Origin of the sequence: Antrihabitans stalagmiti (genome assembly GCF_016482825.1) — a bacterium.
Classification (GTDB): Bacteria; Actinomycetota; Actinomycetes; order Mycobacteriales; family Mycobacteriaceae; genus Antrihabitans; species Antrihabitans stalagmiti.
The window spans coordinates 253,033-278,441 of the sequence record NZ_JAEMNV010000008.1 but is presented as its reverse complement, the minus strand read 5'-3'; the positions used below and the strand labels follow the sequence as shown (position 1 = coordinate 278,441).

Annotated in this window: 26 protein-coding genes; 11 read left to right on the top strand and 15 right to left on the bottom strand. The window is 64.3% G+C overall.

The annotated features are described in order from the left end of the window. Nucleotides 1–3 precede the first annotated feature (3 nt). Genes JGU71_RS23165 through sucB form a run of 3 tightly spaced genes read right to left on the bottom strand, consistent with a single transcriptional unit; the run spans nucleotide 4 to nucleotide 3,215 of the window. Nucleotides 4–519 carry a GNAT family N-acetyltransferase gene (locus JGU71_RS23165; protein WP_199706857.1) on the bottom strand — a complete coding sequence of 172 codons (516 nt, stop codon included), beginning with the start codon at nucleotides 517–519 and terminating at the stop codon, nucleotides 4–6. Beyond that, on the bottom strand, nucleotides 516–1,403 hold the full coding sequence (locus JGU71_RS23160) for a TIGR01777 family oxidoreductase (protein ID WP_199706856.1): 888 nt from the start codon (nucleotides 1,401–1,403) through the stop codon (nucleotides 516–518). The genes JGU71_RS23165 and JGU71_RS23160 overlap by 4 nt, the downstream gene beginning before the upstream one ends. Before the next feature lie 21 nt (nucleotides 1,404–1,424). Then, the gene (gene sucB / locus JGU71_RS23155) at nucleotides 1,425–3,215 is read right to left on the bottom strand and encodes a 2-oxoglutarate dehydrogenase, E2 component, dihydrolipoamide succinyltransferase (protein ID WP_199706855.1); all 1,791 of its coding nucleotides are present in this window, start codon (nucleotides 3,213–3,215) and stop codon (nucleotides 1,425–1,427) included. Nucleotides 3,216–3,472: 257 nt separating this feature from the next. On the opposite strand from sucB, the gene JGU71_RS23150 reads away from it, so the two are divergent. Beyond that, nucleotides 3,473–3,808, top strand: a complete 336-nt coding sequence (locus JGU71_RS23150; protein ID WP_199706953.1) for an oxidoreductase — start codon at nucleotides 3,473–3,475, stop codon at nucleotides 3,806–3,808. A gap of 13 nt (nucleotides 3,809–3,821) precedes the next feature. Here JGU71_RS23150 and JGU71_RS23145 read toward each other — a convergent pair whose 3' ends face one another. Continuing rightward, complete coding sequence (locus JGU71_RS23145) at nucleotides 3,822–5,318, bottom strand: leucyl aminopeptidase (protein ID WP_199706854.1); 1,497 nt, start codon at nucleotides 5,316–5,318, stop codon at nucleotides 3,822–3,824. A gap of 113 nt (nucleotides 5,319–5,431) precedes the next feature. Between JGU71_RS23145 and gcvT the strand changes: the two genes are divergently transcribed. Further along, nucleotides 5,432–6,529 carry a glycine cleavage system aminomethyltransferase GcvT gene (gene gcvT, locus JGU71_RS23140; protein ID WP_199706853.1) on the top strand — a complete coding sequence of 366 codons (1,098 nt, stop codon included), beginning with the start codon at nucleotides 5,432–5,434 and terminating at the stop codon, nucleotides 6,527–6,529. Nucleotides 6,530–6,570: 41 nt separating this feature from the next. Continuing rightward, a complete protein-coding gene (locus tag JGU71_RS23135) occupies nucleotides 6,571–7,674 on the top strand; it encodes a branched-chain amino acid aminotransferase (RefSeq protein ID WP_199706852.1) in 1,104 nt (367 codons plus the stop codon). A 26-nt stretch (nucleotides 7,675–7,700) separates the two neighbouring features. On the opposite strand, the gene JGU71_RS23130 is transcribed toward JGU71_RS23135, so the two are convergent. After that, entirely contained in the window at nucleotides 7,701–8,414 is a 714-nt protein-coding gene (locus JGU71_RS23130) for an MBL fold metallo-hydrolase (RefSeq protein ID WP_199706851.1), read from the bottom strand. Between the two features lie 117 nt (nucleotides 8,415–8,531). On the opposite strand from JGU71_RS23130, the gene JGU71_RS23125 reads away from it, so the two are divergent. Next, nucleotides 8,532–8,990: a TetR/AcrR family transcriptional regulator gene (locus tag JGU71_RS23125; protein WP_199706850.1), complete on the top strand. Its 459-nt coding sequence runs from the start codon at nucleotides 8,532–8,534 to the stop codon at nucleotides 8,988–8,990. A gap of 13 nt (nucleotides 8,991–9,003) precedes the next feature. Here the strand turns inward: JGU71_RS23125 and JGU71_RS23120 are convergent, their stop codons facing one another. The 4 genes from JGU71_RS23120 to JGU71_RS23105 are packed head-to-tail and all read right to left on the bottom strand — an operon-like array spanning nucleotide 9,004 to nucleotide 12,322. Further along, nucleotides 9,004–9,747, bottom strand: coding sequence for an adenosylcobinamide-GDP ribazoletransferase (locus JGU71_RS23120; RefSeq protein ID WP_199706849.1), 744 nt, complete (start codon nucleotides 9,745–9,747; stop codon nucleotides 9,004–9,006). Beyond that, on the bottom strand, nucleotides 9,744–10,805 hold the full coding sequence (gene cobT, locus JGU71_RS23115; protein WP_233529935.1) for a nicotinate-nucleotide--dimethylbenzimidazole phosphoribosyltransferase: 1,062 nt from the start codon (nucleotides 10,803–10,805) through the stop codon (nucleotides 9,744–9,746). Before cobT ends, JGU71_RS23120 begins: the two co-directional genes overlap by 4 nt. A 10-nt stretch (nucleotides 10,806–10,815) precedes the next feature. Next, on the bottom strand, nucleotides 10,816–11,343 hold the full coding sequence (locus JGU71_RS23110) for a bifunctional adenosylcobinamide kinase/adenosylcobinamide-phosphate guanylyltransferase (RefSeq protein WP_443624200.1): 528 nt from the start codon (nucleotides 11,341–11,343) through the stop codon (nucleotides 10,816–10,818). A gap of 4 nt (nucleotides 11,344–11,347) precedes the next feature. Then, entirely contained in the window at nucleotides 11,348–12,322 is a 975-nt protein-coding gene (locus JGU71_RS23105; protein WP_199706847.1) for a helix-turn-helix domain-containing protein, read from the bottom strand. A gap of 84 nt (nucleotides 12,323–12,406) precedes the next feature. Here JGU71_RS23105 and JGU71_RS23100 point away from each other — a divergent pair, with 84 nt between their 5' ends. Then, complete coding sequence (locus tag JGU71_RS23100; protein WP_199706846.1) at nucleotides 12,407–12,619, top strand: hypothetical protein; 213 nt, start codon at nucleotides 12,407–12,409, stop codon at nucleotides 12,617–12,619. A gap of 26 nt (nucleotides 12,620–12,645) precedes the next feature. On the opposite strand, the gene JGU71_RS23095 is transcribed toward JGU71_RS23100, so the two are convergent. Further along, nucleotides 12,646–13,293: a DUF3043 domain-containing protein gene (locus JGU71_RS23095; protein WP_199706845.1), complete on the bottom strand. Its 648-nt coding sequence runs from the start codon at nucleotides 13,291–13,293 to the stop codon at nucleotides 12,646–12,648. A 139-nt stretch (nucleotides 13,294–13,432) separates the two neighbouring features. Here JGU71_RS23095 and JGU71_RS23090 point away from each other — a divergent pair, with 139 nt between their 5' ends. Further along, entirely contained in the window at nucleotides 13,433–13,786 is a 354-nt protein-coding gene (locus JGU71_RS23090; RefSeq protein WP_199706844.1) for a HesB/IscA family protein, read from the top strand. Nucleotides 13,787–13,878: 92 nt separating this feature from the next. Beyond that, nucleotides 13,879–14,841, top strand: coding sequence for a carbohydrate kinase family protein (locus tag JGU71_RS23085; RefSeq protein ID WP_199706843.1), 963 nt, complete (start codon nucleotides 13,879–13,881; stop codon nucleotides 14,839–14,841). A 70-nt stretch (nucleotides 14,842–14,911) separates the two neighbouring features. Here JGU71_RS23085 and asnB read toward each other — a convergent pair whose 3' ends face one another. Next, nucleotides 14,912–16,837 carry an asparagine synthase (glutamine-hydrolyzing) gene (gene asnB, locus JGU71_RS23080; RefSeq protein ID WP_199706842.1) on the bottom strand — a complete coding sequence of 642 codons (1,926 nt, stop codon included), beginning with the start codon at nucleotides 16,835–16,837 and terminating at the stop codon, nucleotides 14,912–14,914. A gap of 204 nt (nucleotides 16,838–17,041) precedes the next feature. Between asnB and ctaC the strand changes: the two genes are divergently transcribed. Both ctaC and JGU71_RS23070 read left to right on the top strand, forming a co-directional pair. Further along, nucleotides 17,042–18,094 (top strand): aa3-type cytochrome oxidase subunit II, encoded by a 1,053-nt coding sequence (ctaC, locus tag JGU71_RS23075; protein WP_199706841.1) that lies wholly within the window; start codon nucleotides 17,042–17,044, stop codon nucleotides 18,092–18,094. Between the two features lie 39 nt (nucleotides 18,095–18,133). Then, nucleotides 18,134–18,550, top strand: coding sequence for a cytochrome c oxidase subunit 4 (locus tag JGU71_RS23070; protein ID WP_199706840.1), 417 nt, complete (start codon nucleotides 18,134–18,136; stop codon nucleotides 18,548–18,550). Nucleotides 18,551–19,291: 741 nt separating this feature from the next. Here JGU71_RS23070 and qcrB read toward each other — a convergent pair. The 4 genes from qcrB to ctaE are packed head-to-tail and all read right to left on the bottom strand — an operon-like array spanning nucleotide 19,292 to nucleotide 23,703. Continuing rightward, nucleotides 19,292–20,992 carry a cytochrome bc1 complex cytochrome b subunit gene (qcrB, locus tag JGU71_RS23065; protein ID WP_199706839.1) on the bottom strand — a complete coding sequence of 567 codons (1,701 nt, stop codon included), beginning with the start codon at nucleotides 20,990–20,992 and terminating at the stop codon, nucleotides 19,292–19,294. Further along, nucleotides 20,989–22,167, bottom strand: a complete 1,179-nt coding sequence (qcrA, locus tag JGU71_RS23060; protein WP_199706838.1) for a cytochrome bc1 complex Rieske iron-sulfur subunit — start codon at nucleotides 22,165–22,167, stop codon at nucleotides 20,989–20,991. The genes qcrB and qcrA overlap by 4 nt, the downstream gene beginning before the upstream one ends. Then, nucleotides 22,164–23,033 (bottom strand): cytochrome bc1 complex diheme cytochrome c subunit, encoded by an 870-nt coding sequence (gene qcrC / locus JGU71_RS23055; RefSeq protein WP_199706837.1) that lies wholly within the window; start codon nucleotides 23,031–23,033, stop codon nucleotides 22,164–22,166. The genes qcrA and qcrC overlap by 4 nt, the downstream gene beginning before the upstream one ends. 58 nt (nucleotides 23,034–23,091) lie before the next feature. Further along, nucleotides 23,092–23,703: an aa3-type cytochrome oxidase subunit III gene (ctaE, locus tag JGU71_RS23050; protein WP_199706836.1), complete on the bottom strand. Its 612-nt coding sequence runs from the start codon at nucleotides 23,701–23,703 to the stop codon at nucleotides 23,092–23,094. 126 nt (nucleotides 23,704–23,829) lie between these two features. Here ctaE and JGU71_RS23045 point away from each other — a divergent pair, with 126 nt between their 5' ends. After that, nucleotides 23,830–24,267 (top strand): hypothetical protein, encoded by a 438-nt coding sequence (locus JGU71_RS23045; RefSeq protein WP_199706835.1) that lies wholly within the window; start codon nucleotides 23,830–23,832, stop codon nucleotides 24,265–24,267. 60 nt (nucleotides 24,268–24,327) lie between these two features. Next, nucleotides 24,328–25,407, top strand: a complete 1,080-nt coding sequence (gene trpD / locus JGU71_RS23040; RefSeq protein ID WP_199706834.1) for an anthranilate phosphoribosyltransferase — start codon at nucleotides 24,328–24,330, stop codon at nucleotides 25,405–25,407. Nucleotides 25,408–25,409 lie beyond the last annotated feature (2 nt).

Below are 25,409 nucleotides of genomic sequence, written 5' to 3'. Positions count from 1 at the left end.
AGGTCAAAGGCTAGCGCTCGGGTCCACCGGCAGGGTCAGCTGCATCAGGACGAGGTCGAGCCAACGGTCGAACTTGGTTCCCACCTCGGGCAATCGGCCGACCACGCGGAAACCGAACTTTTCGTGCAGTGCGATCGACGTGAGATTCGACGCTTCGATACCCGCAACCACGGCATGGATGCCACCCTGGCGGGCGCGCTCGAGCAGTTCGGCAAGCAGCGCCGTCGCGATCCCACGCCGGTGGTAGGAGTCGGCGACGTACACGGAGTTCTCGACGGTGTGGCGATAGCCGGACCTCGCCCGCCACGGACCGTAGGACGCGAAACCCGCTACGACCCCGTCGATCTCGGCGACAAGGATGGGATGGCCGTCGGCGGCACGTTGATCGAACCAACGATCGCGGTCGGCGAGATCGACCTCGTTCTCGTCCCAGTTGGCAGTCGTGTCGACGATGGCCCTGTTGTGAATCACGAGGATCTCGGGCAGGTCGTCACGACGCGCGTCCCTGATCACGGTCAACCGATCGCCGCTTCGAGCGCTTCGTTGATCGTGTTGTGGCGGAACACGTACCCGGCACCCTCGAGCGCGGCCGGAATTGCTCTCGGTCCGACAAGCAGCCCCTCGTTCGCCAGATCGCCCAGCAGAGCCGTCAGAGCAAATTTCGGAACGACCCACGGTGCCGGGCGACGGATCGCCCGCGACATCGCCTTGTTGAACTGCGCATTGGTGACCGGCGCCGGACCGACCAGATTGACCGGACCCGAGAGGCTGGAGTCGGTCACCAGAAACTTGATCGCCCGAATCTCGTCGACCATCGAAATCCACGGAAAGTACTGCCTGCCGCTGCCGAGCCTGCCGCCCAAACCGACCGAGTAGAGCAACCGCAGCCTGCCGAGCGCGCCACCACGCCGTGCCATCACCGGTGCACCGCGAAGCAGGACGGTTCGCGCACCCGCAGCCGTGGCAGCGTGCGTCGCATCCTCCCAATCGCGACACAGCGTCGGGAAGAAACCGGTGCCGACGGGTGTGGACTCGTCGACGATCCGGTCGCCGGTGTCACCGTAGAAGTTGATGCCGCTGGCATTGACGAGAACCGGAACCCCGACCTTCGCGACCTCGTTGGCCAACACATCGGTCGGCGTGATGCGGCTGTCACGCAGCTGTTGTTTGAACGCGCCCGTCCAGCGCTTTTCGCCGATACCGACGCCGCAGAGATTGACTACGGCGTCGGCACCACGAAGTGCACCGGGATCGATGATGGCTTGTTCCGGGTCCCACTGGAACTCGTCCGCACCGGCAGGGGGACGGCGCACCAACCGCACGACATCGTGACGGTCGTGCCGCAACGACGCGACAAGCGCCGTCCCGATCAATCCGGACGAACCAGCGATCGCGATCTTCATTCAGGTGTTTTCGTTCAGTCCTCAAAGCCCGAGTTCGGCTTCGAATGCTGCCTCTTCGAGCCGTTGCCGGATCGTCGTGAGGAACCTGCCCGCATCGGCACCGTCGACCAGGCGATGGTCGTAGGTCAGCGGGAGGTAGCACATCGACCGAACACCGATCGACTCGCTGCCGAGTTCGTCGGTGACAACGACCGGACGCTTGACGATCGCACCCGTGCCGAGCATCGCCGCTTGCGGCGGCACCAGAATCGGGGTGTCGAACAAGGCACCCTGACTGCCGATGTTGGTGATCGTGAACGTGCCACCCGACAGCTCGTCGGGCTTGAGTCCACCGCTGCGTGCGCGACCGGCAATGTCTGCGATGGCCCGTGCGAGGCCTGCGATCGAGAGATCACTCGCGTTGTGGATCACCGGCGACAGCAGACCCTGGTCCGTGTCGACAGCGATGCCGAGATGCACTGCCGGGTGGTAGGTGATCGTCTTGGCAGGCTCGTCGTAGCTGGCGTTGACGTTCGGGTGCACACCGAGAGCCTCGACGACTGCCTTCGCGAAGAACGGCAGGAACGTCAGGTTCACACCTTCGCGTTCCTTGAAGCCTGCCTTCGCTTTGGTGCGCAACGCCGCGATCTTGGTGAGGTCGGCCTCGTGGACCTGCGTCAGCTGAGCCGTCGTCTGTAGCGATTCGCGGGTCTTGATCGCCGTGATCTGGCGAATTCGATTGGCCTTCTGCGTCGTTCCGCGAAGGTGCTCGAGCTCGGGCCGACCGGCTGCAGGCTTCTTCGCAGCAGCAGCTGGGGCTTCGGCAGGAGCCTTCGAGGGGGCAGGCGCTTCGGGAGCCTTCTTGGCTTCGGCCGCGGCGAGCACATCCTGCTTGCGGATGCGTCCGCCGACACCGGTGCCCTTGACCGACGACAGATCTACGTCGTTGTCCGAGGCGAGCTTGCGAACCAACGGCGTGACGTAGGGCGACGAGTCGCTCGAGCCGCTCTCGGCTTTCGCGGGTGCGGGCTCCGCCTTCGGTGCGGGCTTGGCTTCGGCCTTCGGTTCGGGCTTGGCCTCGGCTTTCGGTTCGGGCTTGGGTTCCGGCTTCTTCTCCGGCTCAGGCTCAGGCTTGGGTTCCGGCTCTGGCTCGGGCTTCGATTCGGCCTTTGCCGGCGAACCGGATCCGACGATCGCAAGCTGACCGCCGACCTCGACGACGTCGTCTTCCTCGGCGGTGATCTCGAGCAGTGTTCCGGCGACCGGGGACGGAATCTCGGTGTCCACCTTGTCGGTCGAGACCTCGAGCAGCGCTTCGTCGACTGCTACCTCGTCGCCGACAGCCTTCAACCAGCGCGTGACAGTGCCTTCGGTGACCGACTCGCCGAGTGCGGGCATCGTGATCGAGGTGCCGGAGTTGCCGCCGCCGGACGACTTTTCGGACTTGGCCGCAGGTTCGGGTTCGGGCTCGTCCGCGGCTTCTTCCTCCGCTTGCGGCTCCGGCTCGGCGGCGGGTTCGGGCTCGGCTTCGGGCTCGGGTTCCGGCTCAGCTTTCGCTTCGGAATCGCTCGACCCCGAAGAGTCTTCGGATTCGTCGGCGTCGCCGATCACACCGAGCTCGCCGCCGATTTCCACGACGTCGTCTTCCTGCGCGGTGATCTTCGTGAGCACACCTGCTGCGGGGGAAGGGATCTCGGTGTCGACTTTGTCGGTGGAGACTTCGAGCAACGGCTCGTCGACTGCGACCGTGTCTCCCTCCTGCTTGAGCCAACGGGTCACCGTTCCTTCGGTGACGCTCTCCCCAAGCGCTGGCATCTGGACGGAGAAGGCCATGTCTTTTGACTCCTCGAGATTGAGTTCGGGTTCTCGGTAGCGGGCGACTCCTGGTCGACCACCATTGTGCGTTGCCATTGCGTTTTGCGCGGGTACTTGCGGCGATCTTCATCCTTGCATTCCTCGGCGAACCGCGTTGCGCGCAGGGCACGATGTTCGACATCGCTGGCAGAATCGTCACCGAGGTTGCGAGCTTGTCGCCGGAAGTTGCGCGCGGGGAGATGTCTCAACAGGGATTCGAGGGTGAGGAGCCAAGGGTGGGGTTGTTGAGTAGGTTCTCGCGTCGTAAAGCGGGTGGCTCTGGCAAGACGAGCACGCAGGACGCGCAATATTTAGCGAACTGGGCGAAGACGCACACGGGGGTCGAGGCATACGTCGAACCGAAGACGACGGTCACGGACGTGACCGCCGTGCTGATCGCCGTCGACGGTGAATGGACGCGCCGCATCGTGGGGGAGCGTGGGGCGCAGAAACTTGCCGAAGACCTCGGTATTCCCGTCTACGACGTGCGGAAGACGGGATACCCGCAGCGGATGCGTGACTACGACGCTCGCAAGAAGATCGAGCGCCGTCGTCAGACAGAGGGAAGCTGACAGCGAACGGCACTCAGCCGTTGGCAGCGATGTCTTCCAGGACCGCGATCAAGGTGCGGACCGGTACGCCGGTACCACCTTTGCCGATGTAGCCGAACGGTCCGCCGGTGTTGTACGCCGGACCCGCGATGTCGATGTGCGCCCACGCGACGTCGTCGGGGACGAACTCCTTCAGGAACAGACCAGCAGACAACATGCCGCCGTAGCGGTGGTTCGTGACGTTCGCGAGATCGGCGACCTTCGAATTGAGGTCGGCGCGCAGTTCCGCGGGAAGCGGCATGGGCCAGCCGTTTTCACCGGTCTCCTGCGAGATCCTGGCGACCCGATCGCGGAAGTCTTCCGTTCCCATCACGCCGGGTGTGCGATTGCCGAGCGCGATCTGCTGGGCGCCTGTCAGCGTCGCGGTGTCGATCAGATAGGCAGGGGAGTCGATGCAGGCGCGCACGATCGCGTCGGCAAGGATCAACCGGCCTTCGGCGTCGGTGTTGATGACTTCGACCGTGGTGCCACCGAACTGGGTCAGTACATCGCCAGGCCGCTGCGCGTTGTCGGACGGCATGTTCTCCGCCATCGGGACGGTGGCGATCACGTCGAGCGGAAGTTCCAGTTTCGCCGCGAGGACGATCGTCGCGATGACCGCGGCGGCGCCCGCCATGTCGGAGGTCATGTTCTCCATGTTCGCGGCGGGCTTGATCGAGATGCCGCCGGTGTCGAACGTGATGCCCTTGCCGACGAGGGCAACCTTGGTCGCGTCGTCCTTGCCGCTCGAGTAGGTGAGGCGAACCATTCGCGGTAGCCGCGAGGACCCCTTGCCGACACCGAAGATGCCGCCGTAGCCGCCCTGCTCGAGTGCCTTGTCGTCGAGGATCTCGACCGCCAGTCCCGCAGCTGTGCCGAGAGCCTCTGCCTGCGAAGCGAACTCGGCGGGGTAGAGATGGCTCGGCGGGGTGTTGACGAACTCACGCGCGGTCGCGACTGCTTCGGCGATGGCGGCCGACCGGGTGAGCGCCCCGGCTGCCGACTTGTCGGTCGACAGCAGAACAACCCGCTGCAGCGGCGTCGTCACGTCTTTGGTCTTCAACTTCGAAAAGGTATAGGCACCGAGGTAGAAACCCTCGGCGGCTGCGCCGACATCGAGAGTCGACAGTGTCGTTGCCGCGGCCTCGACACCCGCCAGCGACCGGGCGGCCACACCCGCACTCTTGCGGATCTGCTCCGGCGTCACATCGTCGGCCTTACCGAGCCCGACGGCGAGCACACTGTCGACCGGCAGCGCGGCAGGCGCTGCGATACGCGTCAGCTCCTCGGCTTGGCCTTTCGCGCCGACAGCGCGCAGAGCGGCCACGATGTCGTCGACGACGGACGCGTCGAGGATGTCGTCGCCGACTACCGCCGACGGACCGTCCTCACCTGTGTGCAGTCCGATCACCAGCACGTCCGCGGCGTCGTCGAGGTTGTCGGCGAGCGTCAACTCGGGTCCGAGCGGTCGGGGCGGCGTCTGGGAACTCACAGGCTCTCCTTGTTTGCGTTCGATGCGGCGCGCAGGTCGTGGCGACAGCGATGATTGGTGGGACCAATGCTAGCGACGCGACCCGACACCGCCTCGAGCTAGCGTTGACTCCCATGACCGACGACCTTCTTCAGGGCCCGATTCACGCCGTGCACACCGAACTCGGTGCCACCTTCGCATCGTTCGGCGGCTGGGCGATGCCCGTCTCCTACGCGGGGACGGTCGCCGAGCACACTGCGGTCCGCGAGACCGTCGGTCTTTTCGATGTCAGCCACCTCGGCAAGGCAACGGTCAGCGGTCAGGGCGCAGCCGCGTACGTGAATGCGACGTTGACGAACGACCTCGGTCGGATCAGGCCGGGCAAAGCGCAGTACACGCTGTGCTGCGCGTCGGACGGTGGCGTAATCGACGACCTGATCGCCTACTACGTCGACGACGACGAAATCTTCCTCGTCCCCAACGCCGCCAACACCGCCGCTGTGGTCGCTGCATTGAAAGCCGATGCGCCGGAGGGGATCACCGTCACCGACCAACATCGCGACTTCGCGGTGTTCGCAGTGCAGGGGCCACGCTCGGCCGACGTACTCACCGCGCTCGGCCTGCCGACCGACCTCGAGTACATGGCCTACGAGGACGCCACCTGGGACGGTGTCGCCGTGCGAGTCTGCCGGACCGGCTACACCGGCGAACACGGCTACGAACTGCTACCGAGCTGGGCCGACGGCGAGAAGCTGTTCCGCGCAATCCTCGAACAGGTGAAGGCTGTCGGCGGAGAAGCAGCTGGCCTCGGCGCCCGCGACACCCTGCGTACCGAGATGGGCTATCCGCTGCACGGACACGAACTGTCGCTGGAGATTTCCCCGCTGCAGGCGCGCACCGGGTGGGCCATCGGCTGGAAGAAGCCGGACTTCTGGGGCAAGACCGCGTTGGCGCAGGAACGCGCCGACGGTCCACGTCGAAAGATGTGGGGACTGCGCGCAATCGACCGAGGCGTGCTGCGCCAAGGTCAGTCGGTGCTGCGCGACGGCGAGGCCGTCGGAGAGACGACATCGGGCACCTTCTCGCCGACGTTGAAGGTCGGCATCGCGCTTGCGCTCGTCGACACCGATCCCGGCGTCGACGTCGGTGACGAGGTCGAGGTCGACGTGCGCGGCAGGCGGTTGCGCTGCGAGGTCGTCGATCCGCCGTTCGTCGAGGTCAATACCAAGTGAGCCATCCGTTGAACCGACAAACGGTTCGATAAGATCGACCCATGACAGTCGCCACCCAGTTCACTCGTATTCCACACCCTGCTCCGGCAACCGAGCAGGCGCGTGCGGATATCTTGGCGGCGCCCGGTTTCGGCAAGTACATGACCGACCACATGGTTTCCATCGACTACACCGTCGACGGTGGCTGGACCGACGCGACTGTTGCGCCCTACGGCTCGATCGCGCTCGACCCGTCCGCGATGGTGCTGCACTACGGACAATCGATCTTCGAAGGCCTCAAGGCGTACCGGCAGCCGGGCGGCGGCATAGCGTCGTTCCGGATCGATGCCAACGCACGGCGGCTGCAGAATTCGGCGCGCCGGCTCGCCATGCCGGAACTGCCGGTCGAACTGTTCATCCAGTCGATCGTCGAATTGGTCGACGCCGACAACGAGTGGGTTCCCAAAGCCGGCGGTGAGGACGCACTGTACGTCCGGCCGTTTATGTTCGCGACCGAGCCCGGTCTCGGCGTGCGGCCAGCGAACAGTTATCGCTACCTGGTGATCGCGTCGCCCGCAGGTGCTTACTTCCCTCGCGGTGTGAAGCCCGTAAGCGTCTGGCTGTCAACGGAATACGTCCGTGCGGCACCCGGCGGCACCGGTGCGGCCAAGTTCGCTGGCAACTACGCCGCCTCTCTTGTCGCGCAGGCGCAGGCGGCAGAGAAAGGTTGCGACCAGGTCGTGTGGCTCGACGCGATCGAGCGTAAGTACGTCGAAGAGATGGGTGGCATGAACCTGTTCTTCGTCTTCGGCTCCGGACCCGATGCGCGGCTGGTGACGCCGTCGCTGTCGGGTTCGCTGCTGCCGGGCATCACGCGCGAATCCTTGTTGACCCTTGCTGCCGACGCCGGGTTCGCCGTCGAGGAGCGCAAGATCTCGACCGAGGAGTGGCAGAAGAAGGCCAAGTCCGGGGAGATCACCGAGGTGTTCGCCTGTGGAACGGCCGCCGTCATCACGCCGGTCGGCTCGGTGAAATCGGCGGCAGGCGACTTCACGATCGCCGACGGCGAACCCGGTGAAGTGACGATGGCGCTGCGCGACACGCTCACCGGAATCCAGCGCGGTACCTTCGCCGACATCCACGGCTGGATGACGAAGCTGCGCTGAGGTTCGGGGTCGACCTTCGGACCTGCTCAGCCGCCGAACATCGACCGCCATTCCTCGAGATTGCGTGGCCGGAAGACGTAGTTCGTGCTGCGGACCGTCGACAGCGACGCGCTCGAATCCGTCGAATACCAGTGGCCCGGAAAGACTGTCGGGTCGCCGTCGAGCTTGGCGAGGTTCTGCAGGCTGCGGAACATCTCGTCGACGTCGCCGCCGGGAAAGTCGGTCCGTCCACATCCGTCGAGGAACAGCGTGTCACCGGCGACCAGGCGACCGTCGAGCAGAAAACACTGACTGCCGGGCGTGTGTCCTGGTGTGTGCAGCAACTCGATGTCGATCGCGCCGACACTGACCTTGTCGCGGTGGGCGTGCCCGGTGAGGTCGCCTGCCGAAATCCCGGTGACGCGCGAAACCCACTGCACCTCATGTTCGTTCACGTGAACGGGTACGGCAACGCGCTCGAGCAGATCTGCCAGACCCGGCAGGGAGAAGCCCATCATCTCGCCGCCGACGTGGTCGGGATGGTGGTGGGTGACAAGCACGCCGGCCACCCGCATACCGTCGGCCTCGGCGGCATCGACGAGATCGGTTGCCGCGTAGGCGGGATCGACGACAAGGCAGTCGCCCGTCTCGCGGTCGCCGATGAGGTACGCGAAGTTGCGCATCTGCGTCGCGATCGGATCTCCAACGGCCCAATCGCGGCCGGACAGCAACTGGCGAAAGTACAGACGGTCTGCGGACATACCTCGATTGTCTCCGCTGCCGTACGACGCGGCGGCACCGGCCCGGCAACTATTCACCGACTGTGTCAGCGTGGGCCGTTGCATTCGGCCCGCCCGCGGGTCAATCTGAGCACTGTGATGTCCAATGAATCAGGCGCAGCAGGCTTTGCCGGCAAACATCTCGACGCGGTCGCGGCCAAACTGCGGCTACCGATACGTACCCCGGACTTCATCGATCGATTGATCACGGGGACCGCCGAAGAACTCGGTACGCGAACGCTGCGGCAGCTGATCGTCACGTGGGACGCCGCAGGCGGCGGACCGTTCGCGGCGACGACGGTCGGCGCGGTCAGCGCGACGAAGGCGGTCGAAACACTGCAGGCCCTGTTCATCGGTCCGATTTTCGAGAAGCTGCTCGTCGCGATCGGGGCCGACGATATTCCGCTGCGCGCGTCGCTCTGCGCGTCGCAACTGGTCGGTCTCGGGATGATGCGCTACGCGGCGAGAACAGAGCCGATCGCCTCTGCCGATGTCGACACCCTGGTCGCGGCCATCGCGCCGACGCTGCAGCGATATCTGGTCGGCGAGATCGCGTGATCGTCCAGGCGTTCTAGGACGCCGAGAGCACACACGCGGTGACGGCGACACTCACCTCGATGGTCGCGCCGAGGACGTCGCCGCTGAGGCCGCCGAAGCGGCGCACACAGTGGCGGACGAGCAGAACCGATCCCGCGAGTGCGAGCGCGACGGCGACCGGTCCAAGCCAGCTGCGGTCCGTACTCCAGGTTGCGACGACAAGCAGCGGCACGGTCCACGCGATGGCGACCCACACGGGTTGCGTGTCGGCGACCAGCGCGCCGAAGCCGGTGTCCGTCGCTGCCGGGGTACCGCGCCGACAGGCGATGACGACCGCAACACGTCCCGCCGTGACGGCTACTGCAACGGCGAGCCACGCTCCGGCCGATGCCAGGACGCCGAACGAAACAGCTTGCACACCAATCGAAACGGCTATCGCAGCTACGCCGAAAGGTCCGGCACCACCCGATCGCATCACGTCGCGGGCGCGCTCGGGCGGCCCATAGCAACCCAGCCCGTCGAACGTGTCTGCCAGGCCGTCGATGTGCATGCCGCGGCTCGCAAGCGCGAGTGCCGCAACCGTGAGCAGACCCCCAAGCAGGGGCGTGATGCCTGCGCTCACGAGCAGCCACAACAGCCCTGCCGCAGCAGTGCCGAGTGCGACGCCGGTCAGCGGAACGAGGCGGATCGCCCGTCCGGAGGTGTCGCGGTCGACGGACGCCGGTCCGCTGATCGGCAGGACCGTCAGCCAGGAGAACGCGAGCCGGAGTCCGTTCACGATCGGTCGGTCACTCCGGCATCGCCGAAGGTCGCCATCTCGGCGAGCGTTGCGACAGCAGCGTGCAGGATCGGCAACGCCGTCAACGCGCCGGAGCCTTCGCCGAGTCGCATTTCCATCTCGATCAGCGGCTCGAGCCGAAGTTGTTTCAGTGCCAACGTATGTGCGGGTTCGGTCGAACGGTGTCCGGCGACCCACCACGCGCTCGCGCCCGGCGCTAAGTCTTCGGCGACAAGTGCGGCGGCGGTGACGACGACACCGTCGAGGATCACCGGTGTCTTCCTGATCGCCGCCTGCGACAGAAAGCCTGCCATCGCAGCGATATCGGCGCCGGAAGCAACACGCAGCAGGTCGACGGGATTCTTGACGACCGGCCGGGCTCGCCGCAGCGCGTCACGTATCGCTGCCGTCTTGCGCATCCAGCCTGCGTCGTCGACGCCGGTGCCGCGTCCGACTGCCGCGACAGGTTCGGTGTCGGTCAGCGCAGCGACGAGAACTGTTGCCGGAGTTGTATTTCCGATCCCCATGTCGCCTGCGATCAGTAGGTCAGCGCCTGCGTCGACCTCTTCGTCGGCGATCGCGCGGCCAGCTGCAATCGCCTGGTCGACCTCCTCTGCCGTCAAAGCGTCCTCGGTTGCGATCGATCCCGACGAGCGACGCACCTTGTGCACCGAGATGGCTGGGTCGGTGTCGCCGTCGACGGCGATGTCGACGACGCGGACGCTCGCCCCGGCAACGGCAGCAAGCGCGTTGACCGCAGCGCCACCGGCGAGGAAATTGCCGACCATCTGCATCGTCACTTCACTGGGAAACGCGGAGACGCCGTTGGTGGTCACACCGTGGTCACCAGCGAAGATCACAACTCGCGGGCGCGCAAAAGCCTTTGGCGGACAGACACCTTGGCAGGCGGCCAGCCAGTTGCCGACCTGTTCGAGGCGGCCGAGGGACCCCGCTGGTTTCGTCAGTTGCAGCTGACGAGCTTGCGCCTGTTCGCGGACCGCGGCATCGGGTGCTTCGACGACGCCGAATGCGCCACCCTTCGACAGTGCTGTGCTCAACGGAACCCTTTCACTTCAGCCTCGTTGTGAGGCCTGCGATTACGAACAACACTTCGTCGCATGCCTGCGCGAGGCGCTGATTGAGCACTCCGATCTCGTCGCGAAACAGTCGCCCGGACCGCGTCGCGGGAACCACGCCGAGCCCGACCTCGGGACTGACGACGACAAGACGACCCGGATAGTCGGCAACGGCGCTGACGAGGGGGTCGGTGTCGACGGTCCCGCGCGGGCTTTCCCATGCCTGCTCGGCGTCGATTCGGTCGGTCAGCCAGGTGCCGATGTCGTCGACCAGTGTGGGTCCGGCGCCGGTTGCCAATGTGTCGACCAGATCCTGGTTTTCGACGACCGTCCACGACTGCGGTCGTCGGATTCGGTGTGCGGCGATGCGGTGCTCGAAGTCGGCATCGGATGTGTCGCGTCGCGCCGTAGCGACGTAGCGGACGGCATCGTCGCCGAACATGGCCTCCGCGACAGCCGACTTTCCCGACCGTGCGCCACCGAGAACGAGCGTTCGGCGGGGGAGGGAGTCGGACGGCACGAGGCTAGACGCTACCAACCTGGGTGGTCATGCAGCCGAAGCGGCGACGATAGTCGACGGGCGCGAGGCCGACGACGCGATTGAAGTGGTGACGCAACAGCGCACTCGATCCGAAACCGCAACGGCTGGAGATCGATTCGAGTCCGAGGTCGGTTTCCTCCAGAAGTTGCTTCGCGAGCAGCACCCGTTGATTGGTCAGCCATTTGACCGGCGTCGTACCGGTCTCCGCCGCAAACTTGCGTGCAAAGGTCCGTGTCGACATCGCCGCTCGTGCCGAAAGGTCCTCGATCGTATGTGCTTCGGCAAGATTATCTGTCAGCCAGTCGAGAATGGAACTCAAACTGTCGGAACGACATTCGACAACAGGACGTTCGATGAACTGGCGCTGGCCGCCGTCGCGCTGGGGCGGGACGACCATCCGTCGTGCGATGGCGTTGGCAACGGAACTGCCGAGCTCGCGTCGAACCAGGTGCAGGCAGGCGTCGATGCCGGCCGCGGTTCCCGCGCTGGTGATGAGGTTGCCCTCGTCGACGAACAGGACGTCGGGGTCGATCGTCGCTAGAGGGAATTGCGCCGCGAGCGCGTCGACGTACCGCCAGTGCGTTGTGCATTTGCGGTTGTCCAGCAAGCCCGCGGCGCCTGCGAGGAAAGTGCCCGAGCAGACCGTGAGAACTGTTGCGCCTGCGTCGTAGGCGTCGCGGATCGCTTCGACGACTTCGGGGGCGTAGTCCCTGGTGGTGTGCGATGCGGGGATCGCGACCAGGTCGGCGCCGCGCAGCCCGTCCAGCCCGAATTCCGGCGTGACCTTGATGCCGGGAGTCGACATGTTCAGCGGGACGCCGGGGTACTGGCCGCAGACGCGGAAGTCGAACGCAGGCAGACCGACATCGGTGCGGTCGAGTCCGAACACCTCGCAGACCACGCCGAGTTCGAACATGGTTGCAGGCTCCACCAGCACGGTCGCGACCTTGGACAACATAAATCGAGTATATGGCGGAATCTTGTCGAACTATGTCAGTGCTGCCACTTTCGGCGGTAAGTTTCTGGACGCAAACTTACTGCCATGACCACATTCGATGCAGCCAGGTTCCAAACACTCGACTATGGCGTCGTGGCGCCACGCACAGCGCGGCGGAGTTGGCGCGACGTCGCGCGCTCCGTGCGCGACTACCTCCGACCGAGCGGCTACATGGGTTCGTCGAATCCCATGGACCGTGACTCGGCACGAGAGTTCGCCGACATCATCGCGATGAGTCGCAGGGCGCCGCACAACTGAGCGGCGGAGGTCGGGGCCGAGTCGGCTCAGACCGCGTCGCCGGGCTTCACGCGAGGCTTCGGCAGCCGCATCTTCTTGATCTGCGACGCGCGCGTGAAGCCGTACCAACCGAGCTTGAAACCACCGTCGGTCGAATCCGGGAACCTCTCACGAACGCGCTTGTTGACCATCTTGCCCAGGTAGACGCCCTCGCCGACCATAAAGATCATCATGATGAGCATCGCGAACGTGACGATGAACTGCACTGCCGGACTGACGAACATCGTCACGATCAGGATCAGGGCGGCGGGCATGAACATGCCGACGAGGTTGCGTCGTGAATCGATCAGATCGCGAACATACGCACGGACCGGGCCCTTGTCGCGAGGCAGCAGGTACTTGTCGTCACCGGCAGCCATCCGCTCACGGCGCAGGGTTGCAGCTGCACGACGCTCGGCCGACTGGGCCTTACGGTCCTCCTTGGTGCCTTTGGTCGCCTTCTTGCGAGCGCGGGCTTCCTTGGAGGTCATCGGTGCAGGGGCGACCGGACCGCGTCTGCGAGCTTCTGCGTCACGTCGCTTCGGGGTCGGCTTGCCCTTGCCGAGGCTTACCTTCGACCCGGCGTCTTCGACCGGAGTCGATGGCTTGGTACTTGCGTCCGAATCATCGGAGTTGCCACGGCGTAACAGCTTCACTCCTCCAGGCTATTGGATTGTCGGCGAAATGGAGAAACCGGACTCGAGTGCGGAGAATTCTCCGTTTCGAGGAATAGGTTCGGCCGGAGTACCGTTGGAAGCGTTCACGGGGACGAACAGCTTGCGATAGGGAGAGTCAATGACTGTACAGAACGAGACCACCACCACTCACGGCGTGAAGTTGAGCGACGCCGCAGCGGCCAAGGCGAAGGCGCTTCTGGACCAGGAGGGTCGCGACGACCTCGCACTTCGGATCGCTGTTCAGCCCGGCGGCTGCGCCGGCCTGCGTTACCAGCTCTTCTTCGACGACCGCAGCCTCGACGGCGACCTGATCGTCGACTTCGGTGGCGTCAGCCTTGCTGTCGACCGGATGAGCGCGCCTTACGTCGAGGGCGCAATCGTCGACTTCGTCGACACGATCGAGAAGCAGGGATTCACGATCGACAACCCGAATGCCTCGGGCTCGTGCGCCTGCGGCGACAGCTTCAACTGATCTCGTCGCTACAACCGGTGAAACTCCCTGATGCGGGGCCGTCTTTCGTGGACGGCCTCGCATAGCCATGTTCAGCTGAAAGGCACCAGCTCGTGACCATTGCCGTATCCGGATCGATCGCAACCGATCATCTGATGACGTTCCCCGGAAAATTCTCCGAGCTCCTGCTGGCAGATCAGCTCGAGCATGTGTCGTTGAGTTTCCTCGTCGACGATCTTGTCGTCCGGCGCGGGGGAGTGGGCGGCAACATCGCCTACGCGATCGGTCAGCTCGGCGGCTCACCGCTGCTCATCGGCGCCGTCGGCCCCGACTTCGCCGACTACCAGGCCTGGCTGGAAGCCTCGAACGTCGACTGCAGTGGTGTGCGCGTCTCGACGAAAGCCCAAACGGCACGCTTCGTCTGCACGACCGACGAGGCCATGGCTCAGATTGCATCGTTCTACCCGGGCGCGATGAGCGAAGCGAGGGAAATCTCGATCGCAGCGCTCGACCCGGCGCCCGACCTCGTGCTCATCGGTGCGAACGATCCCGCTGCGATGGTCGGTCATACCGAAGAATGCCGTGCGCTCGGCATTCCGTTCGCCGCGGACCCGTCGCAGCAGCTCGCTCGCCTCGACGGCGAAGATGCCGCCAAGCTCATCGACGGTGCCGAGTACCTGTTCACAAACGAGTACGAGTGGGGTCTGCTCCGGCAGAAGACCGGGCTCAGCGAAGACCAGATCGCCGAGAAGGTCGGCATCCGCGTCACCACGCTCGGGTCGAAGGGCGTCGAGATCATCGACTCCGACGGTGCCTTGATCCGCGTCGGCGTTGTCCCCGAAACAAGCAAGGTCGATCCGACCGGGGTCGGCGACGGCTTCCGCGCGGGATTCCTCACCGGTCACACAGGTGGTCTGAGCATCGAACGGTCGGCGCAACTCGGTTCGTTGGTCGCCGTTCTCGTACTCGAAACGGTCGGAACGCAGGAGTGGTCCCTGGATCGTGACGACGCGCTCAAGCGTCTTGCCGATGCCTACGGCACCGAAGCTGCCGACGAAATCGCCGCAGCGCTCTAGGGCGCTTCGCGCCTCGTGAGTCTTTTCGGAGGTCCTGACCACCGAAAAGACTCACGAGCGGCGTAGCCGCCTACAGCGAAATCGGGTAGGCCGGCTCCTGAATATTCGGCACGATGCGCTCTTCGACGAAGATGCCGTGCCAGATCATGAAGACCAGAACGGTCCACAGTCGACGGCTGTGATCGGTCCGACCCGTCCTGTGGTCGTCGAGCATGTCTTTGATCGCAGCCTTGTTCAGCAGGTGGTCGGTCTGCGAGTCGGCGATCTGCTGGTGCGCCCAGTCGAACAGTTCCGGCCCGCGCAGCCAGTGCCGCAGCGGCACAGGGAACCCGAGCTTCGCTCGATGCAGCACATGGCCGGGCACGATGCCTTCCAGCGCCTGACGCAACGCGTACTTGGTCGTGTCCTTCGTGATCTTCTGCTCGAGCGGCACCTGCTCAGCTACGCGGAAGACTTCCGAATCGAGGAACGGCACCCGCAGCTCTAGCGAATTGGCCATGGTGATCTTGTCGGCCTTCACAAGAATGTCGCCACGCAGCCACGTGAACAGATCGAGATGCTGCATCCGCGTGACCGGATCCCAGCCCTCCGACTGCGCGTAGATCGGTGCGGTCACATCTTGATGGGTCCACTCCGGTCGGAAATCGCGCAGTACCGCGCGCAGCTGCGCGTCGTTGAAACTGCGCGCATTGCCGTAGTAGCGCTCTTCGAGCGACATCGAGCCACGGTTGAGCAGGCTCTTGCCGCGGCGACCCTCCGGCATCCGGTCCGACAGGCGAGCCGCAGCACGACGCAAACCGGGGGTCAGTCGCTCGAACGGGCGCAAAGACAGCGGTTCGCGGTAGATCGTGTAACCGCCGAACAGTTCGTCTGCGCCCTCGCCCGACAGCACCACCTTGACGTGTTTGCGGGCTTCCTTGGCGACGAAGTACAGGGGGACGAGCGCGGGGTCGGCAACGGGGTCGTCGAGGTACCAGACGATCTCCGGTATCGCAGCGGCGAACTCTTCCGGACCGACGACCTTCACGATGTGCCGCGCGCCGATGGCGGCGGCAGATTCGGCGGCGACGTCGACCTCCGAGTAGCCCTCGCGCTCGAAACCCGTCGTGAACGTGATGAGTTTCGGATTGTGGCGCATCGCCAGAGCAGCGATCGCGGTCGAATCGATGCCCCCGGAGAGGAACGAGCCGACCGTGACGTCAGCGCGCATGTGCTTGGCAACGGAATCTTCCAGCGCCTCGGCGATCTCCTTGTAGCGCGCCGCGGCAGTGCCGTCGGTGAAGGGGCGGACTCGGAACTTCGGCGTGAAGTAACGCGTGATCTCCGGCACATCGCCCGGTTTCAGGTGCGCGTAACTGCCGGACTCGAGGCGGCGAATGTCGGCGTGCAACGTCTCGGGTTCCGGGACGTACTGCAGCACTGTGTAGTGCTCGATGGCACGCGGGTCCAGCTCGGTCCCGATACCGATGAGCGAAGCCAATTCCAGCAGCGACTTCTTCTCGCTACCGAACGCTGTTCCGTTCGGCCCGGTCGCGAAGAAGAGCGGCTTGATGCCGAACTGATCCCTTGCGACGAACAGCTCGCGGGTATCGGTGTCCCAGATGGCAAAGGCGAACATGCCGCGCAGGCGGGTCACCGCGTTCGGACCCCAGTAGTGGAACGCCGCGACGATCGCCTCGCTGTCGCCTTCGGTGTGGAACTGGGCGCCGTGCTCGTCGGCCAGTTCGGCCCGCAGCTCGAGGTAGTTGTAGATCTCGCCGTTGAACGTGAGTGCGTACCGGCCCGGATTCTCGGGCGGTCCCCAGCGCAGCGGTTGGTGCGAATGTGCGATGTCGATGATCGCCAAGCGGTTGAATCCGAAGATGAGGTCGTCGTCGTGCCACGTTCCGTGCTCGTCCGGGCCGCGGTGACGCAGGCAATGCATTGCCGCGTCGACCGCCGACACGCCGTCGGGGGTCGTGCCGTTCGAGGTCAGGAACCCGAGTAGTCCGCACACAGTGCTGGCAACCTCGCTTCGTATCGATCGGTCATCGGGCTAGGTCAGGGCAGGTGCCGAAAACTCTTCGCCGAGTATGCCGTAGTTCGTTCGGAGTGTCGGTCAAGACCCGAAGCCGAGAAGCCCTCGAGGTTGGTCTACGCTGCGTAGTATTCGAGCCATCCCGGTGGCTAGGCCATCGAAACTTGCGGCGATCAGGAAGGCGTGAACGTGGCGCATAGTCGGATTCTTCGGCGAGCCGGGCTAGCTGCATCTGTCGGCTTGACCGCTCTAGTGCTGTCAGGCTGCTCCATCAACAACGAGGTGCTCCGCTTCGGCTGGCCAGAGGGCATCACGCCGCAGGCGCAGCGGATGCGCGAGCTGTGGACCTGGTCCGTGGTCGCCGCGCTCGTCATGGGTGTCATCGTGTGGGGCCTGACGTTCTGGACGGTCGTATTCCACCGCCGTCGTGCAGGCGATCCGGAATTCCCACGCCAGACCGCGTACAACGTGCCGCTCGAATTGAGCTACACCGCAGCGCCGTTCGTCATCATCGCGGTGCTCTTCTACTTCACGGTCAGCGTGCAGAACTACGTCGACAAGAAGGTCGACAACCCTGCTGTCGTCGTCGACGTGACGGCGTTCCAGTGGAACTGGAAGTTCGGTTACCGCACGGTCGACATGCCCAACGGTCCGCGTCTTGACCTTGCCGACAAGGTGCGCGAAGGCGCGAACGCCGAGGCTGTCGCGGAGTCCGAGGAGCGGACGGACGAGAAGGGTCACCCGCAACCCGGCGCCATCCACGGCAAGAATCCGAACGACCTCTCGTACCTGCACTACGACACGATCGAGACCATCGGCTCCAGCGAAGAGATTCCGGTGCTTGTGGTTCCCACCGAGAGCATCATCGAATTCCAGATCGCCTCGGCAGATGTCATCCACGGATTCTGGGTTCCCGAGTTCCTGTTCAAGCGTGACGTGAACCCGAACCCGAAGGAAAACCACTCCGACAACATCTTCCAGGTCACCGACATCGAGAAGGAAGGCGCCTTCGTCGGGCGCTGCACCGAGATGTGCGGTACCTATCACTCGATGATGAACTTCGAGCTGCGAGCCGTGAGTCCGGACAAGTTCCAGACCTACATCAAGGCGCGGCAGGCAGGCAACACGAACGCCGAGGCCCTGCAGAGCATCGGTGAGAGCCCGGTCGCGACCACGACCGTGCCGTTCAAGACCTCGCGTACTGTCCGCGAAGCTACCCAGTCCGACGGCAAATAACTCGGTCCATCAGCCGATCAAGTAAGGACGCGAACTGATATGAAGGTCGAAGCGAAACTCTTCGAACTCCTGACGGGGTTTATGTTCCTCGTCGCAGTTTTGTACGGCGTGTTCACCGGCATATCCCGTACCGGAGTCGAATGGGCGGGACTTACAGCCATCGTTCTGACCGGCGGCCTGACGCTGATCATCGGAACCTACTTCCGCTTCGTCGCACGTCGACTCGATTTGCGTCCTGAGGACTACGAGGACGCCGAGATCATCGACGGCGCCGGAGATCTGGGCTTCTTCAGCCCCGGCAGCATCTGGCCGATCACGCTTGCCGCCGCTGCTGCGGTCACCGCAACCGGATTCGCCTTCTTCGAGCCGTGGTTGATCGCCGTGGGCGTCCTGTTCGTGCTGTTCGCCGTCGGCGGGCTGCTGTTCGAGTACCACGCAGGACCAGAGAAGCACTGAGCATCCCCGCAAAGGCGCCTGAACTCACGTTCAGGCGCCTTTGTCGTATCTGTGCGCCCACGGGGTAGGCGCAGTTACCGCGTGCGGTGACGGGGGCGCTGAGCTGTTCGCACGGAACAGATCGCAACCTCGCTCGTCGAATTCAGGCGAGCCCGGCTGCGAACGGGCAATCAGTGCCGCAAAGTGCGCCGGAAATCGACACTGAGAGCCCGTTCGGGCATCTCAGCCGACCGCAACCTCGCTCGTCGAACAGGCTGTTACTGGGCCTGAACGCGAATGGCCTCCCCGGTAACCGCCTGCTCGGCGCCGAATTCAGGCGAGCCCGGCTGCGAACGGGCAATCGGTGCCGCACACCGCGCCGGAAATAGGCACTGTGAGCCCGTTCGAGCATCTCAGCCCGAGACCGCACACTCCCGACCGCAAGCTCGCTCGTCGAACAGGCTGTTACTGGGCCTGAACGCGAGTGCCCTTCCTGGTAACCGCCTGCTCGGCGCCGAATTCAGGCGAGCCCGGCTGCGAACGGGCAATCGGTGCCGCACACTGCGACGGAAATTGACACTGAGAGCCCATTCACCGATGCGGCACCTGCGTTCGTCCGGCAACTGACCCCTGATGCACGACGCCGTGGCGTGGCTCTTGCGCGCAGGGCCAACCGGGGTGGGGGAGGGGAGTGGCAAAAGCGAAGGCCCCGAATCGATTACTCGATTCGGGGCCTTCGGTTGTGGACGATCTCAGATACGGCTAGTGGCTGGGTCCGTGCCCGTTGCCCTTGCCGTTCCCGTTGCTGCCATTGCCATTGCTGCCGTTTCCGTTGGCATGGCCGTTGCCGTTCGAACCGTTGCCGTGGATACGGTCCTGGTAGGTCCGGAGGATGGTCAGCTGACGATGCTCGCCGGCGTGCTCTTCTGCCGCGAGCGCTTCGGCCTGATCCAACGGGTCTGCCCGGAAGAGGCTGCCGAGGCCGGGTGCGCCTGCGGAACCGAGCTTGTTCATCTTCTTCGGGACAGGAGCACCCTGGTACTCCAGCGGGATCGGGTGGCCATGCTCGTCGACCGGTCCGAGTGGCTGGTGAACCTCGATGTACTGACCCGACGGCATCCGCTTGATGTGGCCTGTTTCGATGCCGTGCTCGAGAACCGCACGGTCCGCACGCTGCAGACCGAGGCAGATCCGGTAGGTCACGTAGTAGGCGATAGGCGGAACGATCAGCAAGCCGATACGGCCCATCCACGTCGTCGCGTTCAACGAAATGTCGAACTTCAGCGCGATGATGTCGTTGACGCAGGAGAGGGTGAGCACCACGTAGAAACCGATCGCCATCGCACCGATACCGGTACGGACCGGCACGTCACGCGGACGCTGCAGCAGGTTGTGATGCGCATCGTCCTTGGTCAGCCGTTTCTCGATCCACGGGTAGGCGAACATCACGCCGAACACGAGACCCATGAGTATCGCAACCGCGAACACAGCGGGAACCGTATACCCGAACGGATAGATCTCCCATGCAGGCCAGAGTCTGGCCATGCCGTCCGTCCACATCATGTAGAAGTCGGGCTGGGAACCCGCGGAGACTTGAGACGGGTTGTACGGACCCAAGTTCCACACCGGGTTGACCTGGACGAGACCACCCATCAGAGCGATCACGCCGACGACCATCGCGAAGAACGCGCCACCCTTGAGTGCGAACACCGGAAGGATTCGGACACCGACGACGTTCTGCTCGGTGCGACCCGGACCGGGGAACTGCGTGTGCTTCTGGTACCAGACGAGCGCGAGGTGCACGCCGATCAGAGCCAAGATGATGCCCGGCAGAAGCAGGATGTGTGCCATGTACAGGCGCGGGATGATGATCGTGCCTGGGAAGTCACCGTCGAAGATAAGCCAGTGCATCCAGGTGCCGACCACCGGAATACTGATCGTGATACCGCTGAAAGCAGCGCGGAGACCGGTACCGGAGAGCAGGTCGTCCGGGAGGGTGTATCCGAAGAAGCCTTCGAACATCGCGAGCACGAGGAGCAGGCTGCCGATCACCCAGTTCGCTTCACGCGGGCGACGGAACGCGCCGGTGAAGAAGATGCGGAACATGTGGATGATGATCGACGCCGCGAACAGCAACGCTGCCCAATGGTGGACCTGCCGGACGAATAGACCGCCGCGGACCTCGAAAGAAATATCCAATGTCGTCGCGTAGGCGCGGGACATCTCGATGCCGTTGAGCGGCTGATAGGCGCCCTCGTAGGTCACTTCTGCCATCGACGGGTCGAAGAACAGGGTGAGATAGACGCCGGACAACAGCAGGACGATGAAGCAATACAGCGCGATCTCGCCGAGCATGAAGGACCAGTGCGTCGGGAAGACCTTGTTGACCTGGCGTTTCAGGCCTGCCGCGAGATGGTATCGAGAGTCGACGCCCTCGGCTTGTTTGCTGATTCGGCTTGTCATGTTGTTGGACGCTCCCAAAATGCCGGTCCGAGGGCTTCGATGAAGTCACCGTCGGCGACGAGGAACTCTTCTTCCTTGCCGTCGGGGCCCATCTCCTTTATGACAGTAATTGGCAGCTGTGGCAATGCCCTAGCTGCGGGACCGAAGATCGGCTTGCCGAATTCGGTCGCCAGGAACTGCGATTGGTGGCACGGGCAGAGGATCCTGTTGGTCTGCTGTTCGTACAGCGAGGTCGGGCAACCGAGGTGCGTGCAGATCTTCGAATACGCGAAGTAGTCGCCGTAGTTGAAGCTTTCCTGGCCCTTGCGCTTGATGGCCTTTTCGGCATCGGCTGTGCGGAGGCGGATCAACATCACCGAGTTGCGGATGCCGCGCAGTTCCTTGAACAGCGCATGCTCGTCGTTGCGGTGGGCTTCCTTGAACGGGAAGACGGTTTCCATCGAGCCTGCGTCGAGATCCTCAGGGCGGACGAGCACGATGTCGTGTGGGCGTCCGGTGTCGCGACGTAGGTAGATCGTCTGGCCGGGGTAGTCGGGGGTCCAGCCGGACACCCAGAGGTCGGACTTGTCGCCCTTCGCCCACGGGTTCTTGATCATGCCGCCGAGAAACGGAAGTACAGCGGTGAGTCCGACTGCGCCGACGCCGAAGAGTCCGCTGCCGATGATCAGCTTGCGACGGCCGATCGTCGACGTCTCCAAGGAATCGCCGAGCACTGCGACCGCGGTCTTCTTGTCGAGTTCCGAGGAGCCGCCGTCGTGGCGGTCCTGGATCGACACCTCTTCGGGGATGAACTTCTTCGTGTATAGCACAGCGCCGACGCCGAGTGCGGTGACGGCAAGGCCGAGAGTCAGGCCGTAGAGGGGCGTGGCGAGCGTGTAGAGCTGGTAGCCGTCCTCGCCGTAGCCCTTGTACTTCCAGGGCCAGAAGATGTAGATCGCGCCGAATGCGAGACCGGAGACGCCCGCAAGTGCGAACCAGAACGCAACAGCACGCTCGGCGCGCTTCTCGGCCTTGGTGCCCTCGACCGACCAGCGGTGACGACGGTATGCGACGTCGACGCCGTCCATGTTGGTACCGAGCTCGAACAGTTCGTCCCTGCTCATGTTGTCGAGCTCTTCGGACGTGTACTTCTTCGGCTCGTCCGAGGACCCAGCGCCGTGTCCGGCGTCAGTCATGACCTTGCTCCGATCCACAGTGCTGCGCCGACGACGGCGATGATTCCGATACCCCACAGAGCCAGTGCTTCGGTGGCTGGGCCGAAGCCTCCGAGGCCGTATCCGCCGGGTGCGGCCGTCTCGTTCGATGACATGACGTAAGCGATGATGTCTTCTTTTTCTTCAGGGGTGATCTGGCGATCCGAGAACTTGGGCATGTTCTGCGGACCGGTGAGCATCGCCGTGTAGACCTGTGCCTCGTTCGCCTTGCCGAGTGGTGGCGCGTATTTGCCGGAGGAAAGCGCGCCACCCTTGCCGGTGAAGTTGTGGCACGAGGCGCAGTTCAACCGAAAGAGCTCGCCACCGCGGGCGATGTCGTCGCCGCGCAGCGAGGAGGTCGCGATTTCGTCGCCGTCCCTGATGACCGAGGGGCCGCCGCCGTTGTCGGCGATGTAGGCGCCGAGGGCATCGATCTGCGACTCCGTGTACTTGACTTCCTTGCGCTCGGCCTGCGCTTCACCGCGAGCGGCGGGCATTCGACCGGTGGACACCTGGAAGTACACGGCGGCTTCGCCGGTGCCGATCAAGCTGGGACCGCGGTCGGCGACACCTTGGAGGTTCGCACCGTGGCACGTGATGCACGACGTGTCGTACAACTGCTGCCCCTCGCGAATGAGCGCAGCCTTGTCCTCCTGTGCTGTCGCGACCTGAGGGGTCGGCGTGAGCGCAGCAGCGAGAAAACCGGCACCGACCAAACCGAGCAGTAGCACCAGTGCACCCGCGACGCGTCGCCGGAGCTTGCGCTGGCGGCGCGACTTGGTAGCCGTACGTGCGCCGGAGCGATCCGGGCCGTCAGGCTCGACTGCTGGTGGTGGAGAAGAACTCATCTGTATCCCTTTTGGTAGAGGGGGACCGACGGGGCTGTAAGCGTGTGGGCTGACGTGCTCAACGGACGAAGTAGATCGTCGCAAACAAGCCGATCCAGACGATGTCGACGAAGTGCCAGTAGTACGACACGACGATCGCCGCGGTTGCTTGCGCAGGTGTGAATTTACTGACCTTGGTGCGGGCAATCAGGAAAACGAACGCGATGAGACCGCCGATGACGTGCAAGCCGTGGAAGCCGGTCGTGATGTAGAAGACCGATCCGTACACGCTGCTCGAGATCGAGGTGCCCTCGAGGACCAGGTGGTAGTACTCGTAGCCCTGACCGGCGACGAAGATCGCGCCCATCACCAGAGTCACGAAGTACCAGCGGCGTAGTCCGAACACGTCGCCCTTCTCCGCCGCGAACACACCCATCTGGCAGGTGAAGGACGACAGGATCAGGACGGTCGTGACCGGAATCGCGAGCGTCATGTTGAGCTCGGTCGGTTCCGGTGGCCAGTTGCCGTTTGCCTGGGCTCTCGCCACGAAATACATGGCGAACAGCCCAGCGAAGAACATCAATTCGCTGGACAGCCACACGATGGTGCCGACGCTGACCATGTTGGGTCGGTTCAGCGAATGCACGCGCTGGGTAATTGCCGAGCCGGGAGTGCCTACTGCGGTCGTCACAAGGAGAAGTATGACCCGTCGTAGTACGAAAGATGTGCCGGGGTGCGAAATTGGTCCGTCGTGTTTTTTCCTCGAGCCTCGCCGGTTCGTAATTTCGCAGGTCGGGCGGCATGCGAGAGTTTGGGCATGGATGAGTCGCGACGCGCAGGGTCTTGGTTTCGGCGATTGTTCGCCCGCGGCGGAGCCCGGAGTCGGCTCGACCCGACGCGTTCCGATCTTGTTGTCGTAGCCTCCTGCTTCGACGACGCGGAAGCATGTTCGGCGGCCCTGCAGCGGGCGGTGGAAACGGAGCCGCGACTCGATCCGGACGCCGAGCTACTACTTCGGCACCATCTCTTCGTACCGGAACGAGCCGTCTCACGGGTGAGCGAGATCGCCGCGCAGGACGGTTATCTGCCCGCCGAACCTGTGCTGTCGAACCCAGACGGGCTCACAGCCGTTGTCTTGCAACGAGTGCAGCGCCTCGACGCATTGCACTGCTCGCAGGAACGCTCTCGAATGGCCGGATTGGCGCAGCGCCACGACGGTCATGTTGCGGGCTGGGACGCGATGCAGCCGGGCTGACTAGGCTGCACGCATCGATTTCGGAAGGCACTCATGAGCGGGCTTAGGAATTTCGAGGAAATGACGACGGCAGAGCAGGCGATCGGGTCAGGCGACGGCACCGTGCGCAGCTGGCCGCAGGTGCTCGGCAAGTTGACCGGCGGTGCGGACCTCAGCGCACTCGACACCGCATGGGCGATGGACGAGATCATGTCCGACAATGCGACATCGGCGCAGATAGCGGCCTTCGGTGTCGCCATCAAGATGAAGGGACCGACCCGTGACGAATTGACGGGTCTCGCGGCGTCGATGATGGCGCATTCGCGGATCGTCCCCGTCGATGCGGACGTCGTCGACGTCGTCGGTACCGGCGGCGACCGTTCGGGGACGGTGAACATCTCGACGATGGCCGCGATCGTGGTCGCAGCGGCGGGCGTACGAGTTGTGAAGCACGGAAACCGTGCTGCGTCGTCGAAGAGTGGCGGCGCCGACGTCCTCGAGGCCCTCGGTGTGCGGATCAACCTCGGTCCGCTTGGCGTTGCTCGCTGCGTCGAGGAAGTCGGCATCGGCTTCTGTTTCGCAGCTGTGTTTCATCCCGCGCTTCGGTTCGCTGGCCCGACCCGTAAGCAGATCGGGATTCCGACCGTGTTCAACGTGCTCGGACCGCTGACCAATCCGGCTCAGCCGCGCGCGGGACTGATCGGCTGCGCATTCGCCGACCTGCAGGGAGTTGTCGCCGAGGTCCTTGCCGAGCGCGGCTCCAGCGCACTCGTCGTGCGCGGCAACGACGGCCTCGACGAGATCACCACGTCGACGACGACCGAGATTCTTGTCGTCGCCGACGGTTCGATCACGCCGTTCACACTGGACCCGACAGATCTGGGGTTGCCGATCGTGCCGCTCGACGCCTTGCGTGGCGGCGATGCGGAGGCGAACGCCGTCGTTGCGCGGGAGTTGTTCGCAGGTGCGAAGGGTCCGGTCCGAGATGCGGTGGTGCTGAACGCTGCCGGCGCGATCGCTGCGTTCGACGGCGTCGGCGACGACCTCATCGGTGCACTGCGGGCCGGTATGACGCGGGCAGAAGCGGTGTTGGACAACGGCTCTGCCGCTGCACTGCTCGACAAATGGGCGACCGTCACCGCCGATCTCGGCCCGGAATAAGC